This window comes from Propioniciclava sp. LT294, assembly GCF_059516005.1.
Genome location: NZ_JCAKNG010000004.1, coordinates 1 through 13,579, shown reverse-complemented (window position 1 = coordinate 13,579; position 13,579 = coordinate 1). Strand labels below are relative to the sequence as shown.

At 67.5% G+C, this 13,579-nt stretch carries 12 protein-coding genes and 1 pseudogene; all 13 read left to right on the top strand.

Going from position 1 to position 13,579, the window contains the following annotated elements; translation table 11 throughout:
- Positions 1 to 2: 2 nt before the first annotated feature.
- Complete coding sequence (locus tag AC5YDA_RS06480; RefSeq protein WP_496189759.1) at positions 3 to 536, top strand: TRAP transporter small permease; 534 nt, start codon at positions 3 to 5, stop codon at positions 534 to 536.
- The gene (locus tag AC5YDA_RS06475) at positions 536 to 1,846 is read left to right on the top strand and encodes a TRAP transporter large permease (RefSeq protein ID WP_496189758.1); all 1,311 of its coding nucleotides are present in this window, start codon (positions 536 to 538) and stop codon (positions 1,844 to 1,846) included. The genes AC5YDA_RS06480 and AC5YDA_RS06475 overlap by 1 nt, the downstream gene beginning before the upstream one ends.
- A 42-nt stretch (positions 1,847 to 1,888) precedes the next feature.
- On the top strand, positions 1,889 to 2,902 hold the full coding sequence (locus tag AC5YDA_RS06470) for a zinc-binding dehydrogenase (protein ID WP_496189757.1): 1,014 nt from the start codon (positions 1,889 to 1,891) through the stop codon (positions 2,900 to 2,902).
- Positions 2,886 to 3,950, top strand: coding sequence for a D-2-hydroxyacid dehydrogenase (locus AC5YDA_RS06465; RefSeq protein WP_496189756.1), 1,065 nt, complete (start codon positions 2,886 to 2,888; stop codon positions 3,948 to 3,950). Before AC5YDA_RS06470 ends, AC5YDA_RS06465 begins: the two co-directional genes overlap by 17 nt.
- Complete coding sequence (locus tag AC5YDA_RS06460; protein WP_496189755.1) at positions 3,950 to 4,843, top strand: NAD(P)-dependent oxidoreductase; 894 nt, start codon at positions 3,950 to 3,952, stop codon at positions 4,841 to 4,843. Before AC5YDA_RS06465 ends, AC5YDA_RS06460 begins: the two co-directional genes overlap by 1 nt.
- A gap of 25 nt (positions 4,844 to 4,868) precedes the next feature.
- On the top strand, positions 4,869 to 5,684 hold the full coding sequence (gene kduI, locus AC5YDA_RS06455; protein WP_496189754.1) for a 5-dehydro-4-deoxy-D-glucuronate isomerase: 816 nt from the start codon (positions 4,869 to 4,871) through the stop codon (positions 5,682 to 5,684).
- A gap of 48 nt (positions 5,685 to 5,732) precedes the next feature.
- Entirely contained in the window at positions 5,733 to 6,359 is a 627-nt protein-coding gene (gene eda, locus AC5YDA_RS06450) for a bifunctional 4-hydroxy-2-oxoglutarate aldolase/2-dehydro-3-deoxy-phosphogluconate aldolase (protein WP_496189753.1), read from the top strand.
- A 3-nt stretch (positions 6,360 to 6,362) separates the two neighbouring features.
- Complete coding sequence (locus tag AC5YDA_RS06445; protein WP_496189752.1) at positions 6,363 to 7,460, top strand: sugar kinase; 1,098 nt, start codon at positions 6,363 to 6,365, stop codon at positions 7,458 to 7,460.
- A 15-nt stretch (positions 7,461 to 7,475) separates the two neighbouring features.
- Positions 7,476 to 8,954, top strand: coding sequence for a mannitol dehydrogenase family protein (locus tag AC5YDA_RS06440; protein ID WP_496189751.1), 1,479 nt, complete (start codon positions 7,476 to 7,478; stop codon positions 8,952 to 8,954).
- 2 nt (positions 8,955 to 8,956) lie between these two features.
- On the top strand, positions 8,957 to 9,433 hold the full coding sequence (gene rpiB / locus AC5YDA_RS06435; RefSeq protein WP_496189750.1) for a ribose 5-phosphate isomerase B: 477 nt from the start codon (positions 8,957 to 8,959) through the stop codon (positions 9,431 to 9,433).
- Positions 9,434 to 9,791: 358 nt separating this feature from the next.
- Complete coding sequence (locus tag AC5YDA_RS06430; protein ID WP_496189749.1) at positions 9,792 to 10,205, top strand: (deoxy)nucleoside triphosphate pyrophosphohydrolase; 414 nt, start codon at positions 9,792 to 9,794, stop codon at positions 10,203 to 10,205.
- Complete coding sequence (locus AC5YDA_RS06425) at positions 10,202 to 13,129, top strand: DUF3427 domain-containing protein (RefSeq protein WP_496189748.1); 2,928 nt, start codon at positions 10,202 to 10,204, stop codon at positions 13,127 to 13,129. The genes AC5YDA_RS06430 and AC5YDA_RS06425 overlap by 4 nt, the downstream gene beginning before the upstream one ends.
- Before the next feature lie 120 nt (positions 13,130 to 13,249).
- Positions 13,250 to 13,579, top strand: a pseudogene (locus tag AC5YDA_RS06420) (IS1634 family transposase); the annotation flags it as partial.

Here is a 13,579-nt window from a genome sequence, read left to right as displayed (position 1 = left end):
TCATGCGCTATCTCGCGGCATTCAAGAAGGGCTTGGACGCCTTCCTCCGCTGGTTCTGCATCATCCTGTTCGTCGTCCTGGTCGGGCTGGTCGTCTGGCAGGTCTTCGTCCGCCTGGTGCTGCAGTCCGGCGACCCGTGGACGGAGGTCGCGGCCCGCACCGTGTTCATCTGGCAGGGCCTGATCGGCGCCGCCTACGTGATCGGTGAGAAGGACGACGTCGCCATCGACTTCCTGGTGCGCAAGCTGCCCTCGGGCGTGGTGAAGTCCGTCGAGGTCCTCGCCCACGCCATCGTCGGCTTCTTCGCCGGCTGGGTCATGGTGTACGGCGGCATGCGCGTGGTGGCCGCCGGTTGGGACGACGTGGTGCAGCTCCTGCCGGTTTCGGCGGGTGCGCTGTTCCTCGCGGTCACCATCAGCGGCGTCATCATCGTCCTCTACTCGATCCTCCACATCATCCAGACCATCGTGAACCCCGTCGAAGTCGTCGACGACGACGCCATCGACGTCTCCAAGCTGAGTGAGGAGTCCATCTGATGAGCGAACCTCTCCTGGTCGGCTTGATCCTGGTCATCGGCATGTTCGGCCTCATGGCCATCGGTGTGTCGGTCTCGGTCTCCATCGGCCTCCCCTCCGCCATCTGCGCCGTGATCCTGATGGGCAGCGAACGCGGGCTCTACACCGCGGCCCAGAAGATCTACAACGGCATCGACTCCTTCCCCCTGCTCGCCATCCCGTTCTTCGTCCTGGCGGGAACGATCATGAACCAGGGCGGCATCGCGGGCAGGCTGATCGACCTCGCACGAGCCCTGACCGGCAAGATGCCCGGCGCCCTCGCGCAGACCAACGTCATCGCGAACGCCATGTTCGGCTCCATCTCCGGATCGGCCCTCGCCGGCGCCTCCGCCGTGGGTGCGGTCATGGCCCCCGCCCAGCGCCGGGACCGTTACGACATGAACTTCGCCGCGGCCACCAACGTCGCCTCGGCCCCCTCCGGCATGCTGATCCCGCCGTCGAACGTGCTGATCGTGTACGGCCTGGTCTCCCAGGTGTCGGTCGGCGCCCTGTTCCTGGCCGGCTACATCCCCGGGATCCTGTGGATGTTCACCTGCATGCTGATGGTCTGGCTGTATGCCCGAAGGCGCCCCGAGCTGCGCGGGTCCCACTGGCCCAAGCCCAAGGAAGCCCTCGTGGCGCTGTGGCGCGCGACGCCCAGCCTCGGCCTGGTCATCGTCGTCATCGGTGGCATCGTCTTCGGGTTCTTCACTCCGACCGAGGGTGCGGCCATCGCCGTGGTCTACGCCGTGGCCCTGTCGCTGGTCTACCGGACGATCACCCTCCACGACTTCCCGAAGATCCTGCTGGACGCCACGCGCACCTCGTCCGTGGTCATCTTCCTCATCGCCCTGAGTTCGATCATGAGCTACGTCATGACCTACTCCCGCATCCCGCGGCTCATCGGCGAGTGGATGGTGTCGGTCACCGACTCCAAGGTGGTGTTCCTGCTGATCATGATGGCCATCCTGCTCATCATCGGCATCCCGCTCGACGCGACGCCGGCCATCCTGATCTTCACGCCGATCTTCCTGCCCATCGCGACGCAGTACTTCGGCATCCACCCGGTGCACCTGGGAATCATGATGGTCTTCAACATGTGCCTCGCGGTGATCTCTCCGCCATCGGCGCCGGTGCTGTTCGTCGGTGCCCGCGTCGCCGGCAAGAAGGTGGAGGACGTCATCATGCCGCTCCTGCCCTTCTTCGTCGCCCTCATGGTGACGTTGCTCATCGTCCAGTTCGTGCCTGAGCTCTCGCTCTGGCTGCCGCGGCAGTTCGGCCTGATCCGCTGATCCGCGGCGAAATCTCTCGCTGACAAAAGAAAGGGGCTTTTCATGAAGTCCTTCGCCATCCGGGGCAAGGAGGACGCCTCCGTCGAGGTGTCCACCGCGCCGGAACCCTCGGCCGACCAGGTGCGCATCCGCGTCCGCTACGTGGGGATCTGCGGCTCCGACCTGCACTACTACTTCGAGGGTGCCAACGGTGCCTTCGTGGTGAAGGAGCCGCTCGTTCCCGGACACGAGTTGTCCGGGGTCATCGACCTGGACCCGCGCGGTGAGTGGACCCCCGGAACCCCCGTCACGGTGCACCCGGCGACCTTCGGGCCGGACCGGCCCGGCATGGAGCGCTTGCGCCACCTGCGTCCGGGTGGCTCCTACCTGGGCAGCGCGTCCACGTGGCCGCACACCCAGGGCGGCCTGCAGGAGTTCCTCCTGGTCGGCCGGGACATGATCCGCGTCCTGCCCCCCGAACTCGACCTCAAGCGGGCGGCCCTCGCCGAACCGCTGGCGGTCGCCCTGCACGCCTGCACGATCGCGGGGGACCTGACCGGCCGCTCGGTGGCCGTGTCCGGCGCCGGCCCCATCGGGCTGCTCGTCGCCTTCGCCGCCCGCGCCCGGGGGGCTGCCCGGGTGGCCGTGTCCGACGTCCTGGCCGGCCCGCTGGCCCGGGCCAACCAGATGGGCTTCGCCGAGACCCACCGGGCGGGCGAATCCCCGCTGCCCACGGGCGAGTTCGACGTGGCGATGGAGTGCTCGGCCGCCCGATCCTCGATCGCCGCCTGCATCGACGCCCTGAAGCCGCGCGGCATCCTCGCCCAGGTCGGGATGTTCCCCAACCGGCCGATGGAACTGGTGCTGGCCGGGCTGGTCTCCAAGGAACTCGAGTGGCGCGGCTGCTTCAGGTTCGACGACGAGATCGATGAGGCGGTCGCGCTGCTGGCCGCCTCCCCGGACGTCGAGGCCGTGATCAGCCACGTCATCGACGCCGAGCAGGCCGTCGATGCCTTCGCCGTCGCCAAGGACTCCGACGCATCCGGAAAGGTCCTGATCGATGTCTGGGACCAGTGACGTGACGGAGAAGCTGCGGGTCGTGGTCGCCACCCCCCTGATCCCCGAACTGTGTGACCTGCTCGCCGAGCGCGAGCCGCGGATCGAACTCCTCGTCGACCAGGACCTGCTGCCGCCCATGCGGTGGCCGGGCGACCACGAGGGTGACCCCACCTTCAGCCGGACGCCGGACCAACAGGCCGCCTTCGACGCCCTCGTGGACAGCGCGGACGCCCTGTACGGCATTCCGGACACGAACCCCCGGGCGCTGGCCCGGACCGTGGCGGCCAACCCGAGGTTGCGGTGGGTGCACACCATGGCCGCCGGCGGCGGGGGCCAGATCAAGGCCGCCGGCCTGGCGCAGGAGGACCTCGACCGCATCGCGTGGAGCACCTCCGCCGGGCCGCACTCGGGGCCGCTCGCCGAGTTCGCGGTGTTCGGCGTGCTCGCCGGCGCGAAGGATCTCCACCGCCTGCAGGCACTCAAGGCCGAACGCTCGTGGCCGACGCGCTGGGCGATGCGTCAGGTCCACGAGATGACCGTCGTCGTGGTCGGCCTGGGAGCCATCGGGCAGGGCATCGTGAGCCGGTTCAAGGCGCTCGGTGCCCGCGTGGTGGGGGTCAACCGGTCGATCAAGGACGTGGACGTCGACGAGTTGTACACCACCGACGAACTGGTCGAGGCGTGCCGTGGTGCTGACGCCATCGTCCTGGCGCTGCCGGGAACGGCCACCACCGAGGGACTCGTGGGTGAGCAGGCACTGGACGCCGCGGCTCCGGGTGTCATCGTCGTCAACGTGGGCCGGGGTTCGTCCCTGGACGAGGACGCGCTGATCAGTCGGCTCGAGTCCGGCCAGGTCGGTTTCGCCGCCCTCGACGTCACCTCGGTGGAACCGCTGGCGCCCGACAGCCCCCTGTGGGGGTTCGACAACGTGGTGATCGCACCCCACACGGCCGCCCTGAACGCCGGTGAGGACCGGGCGATCGCGGAGATGTTCGCCGAGAACGCCCGCCGCCTGCTCGACGGCGAGCCGCTGGTCAACGCCGTGAACACCGTGGAGTTCTACTGATGGACACGCGGCCGACGCCTCGGGTCGGACTCCTCGGCCCGGGGATCATGGGCGGCCCGATGGCCGCCAACATCGCTCGAGCAGGGCTCCCGGTCACGGTGTGGGCCAGGCGTCCCGAAGTGGCGGCCGCGATGGCGGTGGACGGGATCGCCGCGGTGGGCACCCCCGCGCAGGTGGCGGCGTCCAGCGACGTGGTGATCTCGATGCTGCCCGACCTGCCCCAGTTGGAGGGCCTGCTCGATGGCCCCGACGGGCTGTGGGCGGGAGTCTCCGGTGACCTCACGCTGGTCATCTCGTCGACCGTCTCCCCGGCTGCCCTCCGTGCCTTCGCCGGCGCGGCGGCAGCCGGATCCGGGGGCCGCGTCGCCGTGGTGGACGCCCCGGTCAGCGGCGGGGAGATGAAGGCCGTCGACGGCACCTTGTCGATCATGGTCGGCGGGACGGACGCCGAGGTCGCGAAGGTCTGGCCCGTGCTGTCCGCCTGCGGGACGCCGACCCACCTCGGACCGTTGGGCGCCGGGCAGGTCACCAAGGCCTGCAACCAGTTGATCGTGGCAGCCGAGGTGGCGGCCCTGGCGGAGGCGTCCCTGCTGGCCCGGGACGCCGGCATCGACCTCGCCACGTTGTTCGACGTGCTGTCCCGCGGCCTGGCGGCCTCGGCCGTGCTCGACCAGAAGCGCGAGAAGTTCACCTCCTTCGACTACACGGTGTCCGGCCCGGCGAAGTTCATGGCCAAGGACCTGCGCTTCGCCCTCGAGGCCGGCGCGGCGAGCCAGACACCCATGCCGGTGACGACCTTCCTGCGCACGCTCTACGAAGACCTGAACGCTGCCGGCCTCGGCGATCTCGACATCGCGGCCATGCAGCGTCACATCGACCAGTCCCGGGATTGACGTCCCACCCCACGAAGGAGACACCATGGAGAGCCGCTACGCCACCGCGCCCGAACACGTCGCGCAGATGAGGACGGCCGAACTGCGCGAGCGCTTCCTGATCGAGGAGCTGTTCGTGCCCGGCGAGGTCACGCTGGTCTACAGCCACCAGGACCGGGTGATCATCGGTGGCGTCGTCCCCGAGGCGCAGCCGCTGGCTCTCACGGCCCCGGCCGAGTTGCGCGCCGAGCACTTCCTCGACCGTCGCGAACTGGGCATCGTCAACGTCGGCCCGGACGCCGTCGTGACCGTGGACGGCACCGGGCACACCGTCCGCAACAAGGGGTGCCTCTACGTCGGACGCGGTGCGCGCGAGGTCACCTTCGCCGCCCCGGGCCGGTTCTACCTGTTCTCCGCGCCGGCCCACGCCGAGTTCCCCACCGTGGGCGTGAACCCGGGCGAGAGCGACATCCGCGAGTTGGGGGAGCAGGCGACGTCCAACCGCCGGACCCTGAACCGCTACATCCACCCCGACGGCATCCGAAGCTGCCAGATCTCGATGGGCGTGACCGTCCTGCACGAGGGCAGCATGTGGAACACCATGCCTGCCCACACGCACGACCGGCGCATGGAGGCCTACCTCTACTTCGACGTCGCCGACGACGCCCGGGTGGTCCACCTCATGGGGCAGCCGGACGAGACCCGGCACCTGGTCGTCGCGAACGAGCAGGGCGTCATTTCCCCGAGTTGGTCGATCCACTCGGGTGTGGGCACCCGCGCCTACGCCTTCGTGTGGGCGATGGCCGGGGAGAACCAGGACTTCGACGACATGGACCACAGGCCGGTCACCGACCTGCGCTGACCGCAAGCACGGACGAACGAACAGACAGGAAAGCATGCGATGACGCCCTTGGCAGCATTGTTCGAGCACCGCTTGGTGCCGGTGGTGGTGGTTGACGATGCCGGCACGGCGACGGGTCTGGCCGAGGCCCTGATGGCCGGTGGCCTGCCGGTGGCGGAGGTGACGTTCCGGACGCCCGCGGCGCGGGACGCGATCAAGGCGATGGCCGCCCATGGCGGAGTGCTGGTGGGCGCGGGCACGGTCCGGACGCCGGCTCAGGTCGACCAGGCCGTGGAGGCGGGTGCGCAGTACATCGTGTCGCCGGGCTTGTCGGTGGCCGTCGTGCGGCGTTGCCAGGAGCTCGGCGTCCCGGTGTTGCCGGGTGCGGTGACCGCGACGGAGGTGCAGGCGGCGTCGGAGTTGGGCTTGGACACCGTGAAGTTCTTCCCCGCCGAGACGTCGGGTGGGGTGGCGGCGATCAAGGCGTTGGCGGCGCCGTTCGGCGACGTCCGCTTCGTGCCGACCGGCGGGGTGGGGCCGAAGAACCTGGCCGATTACCTGGCGGTGGCCAGCGTCGCGGCGGTGGGGGGTTCGTGGATGTGCCCGCGTGACCTGCTGGCGGCCGGCGACTACGCCGCCCTGGAGAAGCTGACGCGCGAGGCGGTCGCGCTGGTCCGTTCGATCGAGGAGTCCTGAGTCATGTCCGTCACGTTGCGTCCGGTGGAGGAGTGCGCCTTCGATGCGGTGTCGTTGGGTGAGGTGATGCTGCGTCTGGATCCGGGTGAGGGTCGGATCCGGACGGCTCGCCAGTTCGCCGCCTGGGAGGGGGGCGGTGAGTACAACGTCACCCGGGGCCTGCGCGCGTGCTTCGGCCTGCGTGGGGCGGTGTTGACCGGGTTGGTCGACAACGAGGTGGGTCGGCTGGTGGAGAACTTCATGCTGGCCGGTGGGGTCGACACCCGGTTCGTGCACTGGGTGGCCTCCGACGGCGTCGGCCGGACGGTCCGCAACGGGTTGAACTTCACCGAGCGTGGTTTCGGCGTCCGGGGTGCGGTGGGGGTGTCGGACCGTGGGCACACGGCGGCGAGCCAGGTGCGGGCGTCCGACTTCGACCTGGACCACCTGTTCGGTGAGCTCGGGGTGCGCTGGCTGCACACCGGTGGCATCTACGCGGCGCTGTCGGAGACGTCGGCGCAGACGGTGATCGACGTGGTCAAGGCGGCCAAGAAGTACGGCACGGTGGTGTCCTACGACCTGAACTACCGGCCCAGCCTGTGGAGCGCGATCGGCGGTCACGCGAAGGCGCAGGAGGTCAACAAGGCGATCGCGCCGTACATCGACGTGATGATCGGCAATGAGGAGGACTTCACCGCCTGCCTGGGCCTGGAGGTCGAGGGTGTCGACGACAACCTCGCCGACCTGGAGACCGACAGCTTCGCACGGATGATCGAGCGGGCGGCGGAGGAGTACCCGAACTTCCAGGTGATCGGGAACACGATGCGGACGGTGCACTCGGCCTCCCGCAACGGGTGGGGTGCGCTGGCGTGGTCGCGGGAGACCGGGGTGGTGACCTCGACGTTCCGGGAGTTGGAGATCCTCGACCGGGTGGGCGGGGGCGACTCGTTCGCGTCCGGCCTGATCTTCGGGCTGCTGGACGGCCAGCCGCTGCAGACGGCCGTCGAGTACGGCGCCGCGCACGGAGCGCTGGCGATGACCACGCCCGGTGACACGTCCATGGCCACCAAGGCCGAAGTCCTCAAGCTCGCCGGCGGAGGCTCCGCCCGCGTCGACCGTTAGGAAGCACACCGAGCCATGACTCGACTCAACCGCACCACCGACATCACGGGCCACCAGATCGGGGCCAGCGCGCCGGAGCAGACCGGCATCGTCCACTTCGGGCTGGGCAACTTCCACCGGGCACACGCGGCGGTGTACACCGCGCTCGCCCTGGCGGAGGAGCCCGGCGACTGGGGCATCGTCGGCATCGCGAACCGCTCGCGCAAGGTCATCGACGCCATGGAGGCGCAGGACCACCGCTACAGCGTGGTCACGCTCGACCCCGGCACCGAGGAGGTCGGTGTCGTGGACGTCCACCGCCGCACCCTCGTCGCGGCGGAGGACGGTCCTGAGGTGCTGGCCGCGATCGCCGACCCGCACCACAAGATCCTCACGCTGACGATCTCCGAGGCCGGGTACCACCTCGACTCGCGGACCGGACGGCTGGACACTCAGTCGCCCGACATCGCCGCCGACCTGGCCGACGGCGGGGCGAACCCGCGGTCGCCGCTGGGGCAGATCGCGTTCGGGCTGGTCCGCCGGCACGCCGAGGGCGGGGCGCCGATCACGGTGCTCTCGTGCGACAACATGCTCTCGGCGGGACACCAGACCCGCGCGATGCTCACGCAGTTCCTCGAGGCGGCCGGCGCCGCGCCGGAGGTCATGGAATGGCTGGCCGGGTCGGTCACCTTCCCGAACGCGATGGTGGACCGGATCGTCCCGGCCCCCACCGACGGGACGCGCGAGGTGGCCGCCCGGGTGCTCGGCGTCGAGGACGCCTGCCCCGTGCCGGCCGAGCTCTTCACCATGTGGGTCATCGAGGACAAGTTCGCGGCCGGACGCCCCCGCTGGGAGGCGGCCGGTGCGATCTTCAGCGATGAGGTGGAGAAGTACGAGCTCGTGAAGCTGCGCCTGCTGAACGGCGGTCACTCGCTCATCGCGTACCTCGGCGGCCTGGACCGTCAAGAGACCATCCCCGATTCGCGTGGCCAGGACTTCATCGAGCAGTGCGCCCGGGCGGCACTGGTGGACGAGTACCTGCCCAGCATCGACCTGCCGTCGGGCTTCGATCCCGACCACTACATCGAGCAACTGTTCGCCCGGTGGAGCAACACCGTGCTGGGCGACAAGACCGCTCGCGTGGGGTCGGACGGCTCGACCAAGCTGGTGCAGCGGGTGCCGATCCCGGCGATCGAGTTGCTGGAGAAGGGCCGGATGCCCGAGCAGTTGGCCCTGACCGTCGCCGCGTGGATCTGCTGCGTGTGCCCGCCGACCGGTTTCGACCCGGGTCCGGTGGCCGCCGCGATGGTCGAACCCAAGATCGAGGCGCTGCGGGAGGTCACCGCCGGTGCGGTGGACGTGAGCGCTCATGTGCGGGCCATCCTCGGCGGCGGGTTCCTGCCGAACGCGCTGGTCGCGCACGGGGAGTTCGTCGACCGGGTCGTCGAGTTCGCCGAGACGATCGTGGCCGACGGCATCCGCGCCGCGGCCGACCGCGCGTTGAAGGGGGAGTAGTCGTGAAGGTCGCCATCGGGTGTGATTCCTCCGGGCACGAGCTGAAGAACAAGGTCGTCGCCCACCTCGAGGAGAGTGGGCACGAGGTCGTCGACGTGGGTTGGGACGGCACGGGGGAGGCCGAGTACTCGGCCCACTACGCCAAGCAGGTCGCGCACCTCATCCGGGACGAGAAGGTCGACCGCGGCGTCCTGATCTGCGGCACCGGCATCGGCATCTCCATCTCGGCGAACAAGGTGCGCGGCATCCGGGCCGCGGTCTGCTCGGAGCCGTTCACCGCGCGCCACACCCGGGAGCACAACGGCTCCCAAATCATCGCCTTCGGCGCGTTCGTGGTCGCTCCCGAGATGGCGTTCGCCATCACCGACGCCTTCCTGGGTGCCGAGTTCAAGGGCGGGATCTACACCGATCGCTTCAACATCATCAAGGGCATCGAGGACGAGGAGTACGGCGTCGAAGGCCTCCTCGACGAGGACTGACGGCTTCGGGGTCGGTAGGCGTCCGGCTTGGACGCTCGGCCCCCGGGAGCGGCGGCGGTCGAGGTGCTGGACGCCGGCGTGGGCTCTCAGGTGATCGGACCCTCCAATGACCAGGTGTACATCTGGCACACGAACGGGGACGTGGTGACCTACGACAGTCGCACGATCGTCCAGACCCTCTCCCGGAGACGCTGCCGGTTGGGGCCTCGCGCCCGGAGCGCAGCGGCCGGTGGGGCCTATACCGGGTGCACGGGAGCGCGCCGGCATTACACATGCGCAACCTAACGACGGGTAAGGGCCGATGTCTAGGGGCTCGGTCTGGAACGGAATTGGCGGGAGGCTCGGCTAGGGTCGCCTTATGGAGTTGGCAGGGGAAGTAGTCCGAAAGCACTTTGAGGTCGCGGGGGCCGTGATCGTCGAGGACGGGCGCATTTTCTGTACGCAGCGAGGCTCAGGAGCGCTGCGCGGGTACTGGGAGTTCCCCGGCGGGAAGTTGGAAGACGGAGAGGGTCCCGAGCAAGCACTCTCAAGAGAGATCAAGGAAGAGCTTGCTTGTCAGGTGAGTGTCGGCAGGCTGGTGGAGAGCACGACCTATGAGTACGAGTTCGCAACAGTGACACTTACGACGTTCTACTGCACGCTCGTCGAGGGGCGACCTGAGCTGTCTGAGCACCAGGCTGGTGTCTGGTTAGAGCCGTCGCAACTGCGAACGCTTGCCTGGGCACCAGCCGATGTCCCAGCGGTGGAGAGAATCATGATGGACTGCGCGTGACAAGGCTCGACCTGGTCTGGGGCCAGCCGCTCGGAATGGATGTTGCGTTTGGTTACCTGGGTAACGACATTGCCGCTCCGAGGAAGCGGAATCCACGCGTCGTGGTCAACAGCTCGGGCGATTCAGTCCTACGCATCCTCCGCGAAGAACTGAGCACCTGCACTGACTTCCTGTTCTCGGTCGCCTTCGTGTCACCGCGAGCGATCGCCCTCCTCAAGCAGGAGTTCGTCGACTACCGCGGCAGCGGATGCATCGTGACCTCCGATTACCTCGGTTTTAACTCCCCCGGTGCATTCAAGGAGCTGTTCAACCTCGGGCAGCTGGGTATCGAAGTGCGCGTGCACGAGGCCGAGGCGTTTCATCCCAAGGGCTACATCTTCCAGCATGCCGGCGCAGTGACCGCCATGGTGGGCAGCTCCAATCTCACAGAGAATGCGCTCGTCACCAACCACGAATGGAATCTCAAGGTCACAGCAGCGACGGGAAGTGACCTGGCGAACCAGTTCGCGGAGCTCAAGGCCCAACACATGGCGCACTCGGCACCGCTGACGAGCGAGTGGATCGCCGCCTATGAGGCGGGGTATGTGTCGCCGCCGCGGCGTGCCCGTCCAAGGGTTCACCGGGTGATCTTGGACGCGGACCGTGGCGAGCAAGCCTTCATCCGCGAGGAGAAGGCGATCCAGCCGAACCGGATGCAGGCCGAGGCGTTGCGTGCGATTGCTCAGGTTCGTGCTTCGGGCGAACGTCGAGCCATTGTCATCTCGGCGACGGGCACGGGCAAGACGATCCTGTCGGCTCTCGACGTGCGGGCATTCGGGCCGGAGCGCATGCTCTTCGTGGTCCATCGCGAGCAGATCATTGATCGGACGATCAGTGAGTACCGCCGCGTGCTGGGCGGTGACCCAGAGGACTACGGCAAGCTCTCCGGCAGTGCCAAGGACCTTGACGCGCGGTTCCTGTTCGCGACGGTTCAGACGCTCTCGCGGCCAGATGTGCTCCGTCAACTTCACCCGGAGGCGTTCGACTACATCGTGTTCGACGAAGCACATCGTGCGGCCGCCCAAGGGCATCTCCGCGTGCTGGAACACTTCAAGCCGGACTTCCTCCTAGGCATGACAGCTACACCCGAGCGAATGGATGGGCTGAATGTCTTTGGACTGTTTGACTACAACGTCCCGTACGAAATCAGGTTGAACCGCGCTCTCGAGGAGGACATGCTCGCCCCCTTCCACTACTTCGGCGTGGCTGATGTGGAGTTGGTCGACGGGCAGACGCTGACCGAGAAGTCGGACCTGCGGCAGCTGATCTCCCCCGAGCGGGTGGATCACTTGATCCGGGCGCTCGAGGTGTACGGGCAGGCCAGTGTTCCTCCGCGAGGCCTGATCTTCTGCTCGCGCAAGGAGGAAGCGCACAAGCTCGCCGACGCGCTGAATCGGCGGACACTGCGCGGTGTGCCGCTGAGGACACGCGCGGTCACCGGAGACGATCCCATCGGTGTGCGCGAGCAGGCGGTTGAAGCGCTGGAGCGGGGCGACTTCGACTACATCCTCACCGTGGATGTCTTCAACGAGGGCGTCGATATCCCAACTGTCAACCAGATCATCATGCTCCGCCAGACTCAGTCGTCGATCGTCTTCGTGCAGCAGTTGGGACGCGGTCTCCGAAAGGCGCCCAACAAGGATCACCTCATCGTCCTTGACTTCATTGGGAACTACACGAACAACTACCTGATCCCCACAGCGCTCTTCGGAGACGAGTCGCTCAACAAGGAGTCCCTGCGGCAACGCATGATCGCCGCGGAGGAAGCGGGCGTCCTGCCCGGCCTGGCCAGCGTCCGCTTCGACAAGATCTCGCAGGAGCGAGTCCTTCGCTCCATCACCGCGGCCAAGCTGGACAGCATGGTCAATCTGAAGAAGGCCATCGAACTGCTGAGGGATCGGCTGGGGAAGATCCCTCATCTGTCGGACTTCCTGCGCTTTGATTCCGTCGATCCCGTCGTGCTGGCGACGCGGCGCAAGGGGTACCCAGCGCTGGTCGAACACCTTCTGCAAGTTGACTACGGGTTTAGCCCTCGGGAGCGTCAGGTGCTCGACCTGCTCTCGAACGAAGTCCTGACTGCCAAGCGCGTTCACGAGTTTGTGGTCTTAAGTGAGCTGCTCGGTTCGGGCTGGATTGCCATGGATGGTCTCCGTGAGGCGATTGAACGGGAGGGAGCATCTTTTGACCGCGGTCAACTTGCCAGCGCGGCCGATACCTTCACCCTGGCGGAGCACGCTGAGGTTGACCAGCAGCGCTATGGGCGCGGAATCGCAACGGTACACAGTGATGGCATCGAATTGGACGGCGAGGTTCTGCAGTCCTACCGCGGATCCGATCACTTCCGCGAGGCAGTCGACGACATCGTCGCGACGGGGATGCAGCTAGTGGCTCGGCGCTACGCCGAGGGGGAGCCGTTCGTTCCAGGCTGGCAGTATTCGCGCAAGGAGGTCACGCGACTTTTGTGTTGGCCCCGCAAATGGACGTCAACCCTGTACGGCTACCGGGTCCATCGCGAGACCGGGACCTGCGCGATCTTTGTCACGCTCCACAAGGCACATGACGTTGCCGCCAGCACGGCCTACGAGGACGAGCTTGTGGATCCTTCCACAATGACCTGGTACACCCGGAGTCGGAGAACGCTGGAGAGCGACGAGGTCCGGGCCATTGTCGACAACGACGTCGCGCTCCACGTCTTCGTCAAGAAGGACGACGCTGAGGGGACTGAGTTCTACTACCTCGGGCAGGCGCGTTCAGCGGGTGCCGAAGAGACCAAGATGCGTGACGACAAGGGCGCCAAACTTGACGTCGTCCGTATGGCGCTCCACTTCCAGGCCCCGATTCAGTCCGCACCCTTCGACTATTTCCACCCGGTTGTGACGGGCTGATCCGCTGACCTGACTTGCACACCTTGAGCTGATTGCTGGGGTTCCGGGCGATATCACTGCTAGTCGGAGAGTTTTGGTTCGTGGGTTTGGGGCACTAAAGGGGCCGGTAGGATCGGGTGGGTGAGCCCGTTCCTGAGGAAGGTGAAGACCGCTTCGGGGGCCACGGCCGTGCAGATCGTCGAGAAACGGAGCGGGGTCCGCACGATCTTGGAGCACCTCGGCTCGGCACATGATGAGGCCGAACTGGCGGCCCTGCTGCGGATCGGCCAGGACAAGCTGCACGCGAACCAGCCGGCCCTGGAGTTGCCCGGCGAGCGGGGCGTGCGTCCCGGGGTGGCGGTCATCGAGGGGAAACGTTCCCAGCTGCTGGTGGACGTGATTCGCGGCTCGTGGGAACGGCTCGGGTTCGACACCATCGACGATGAGGCGTTCTTCCAACTCGTGCTCGCC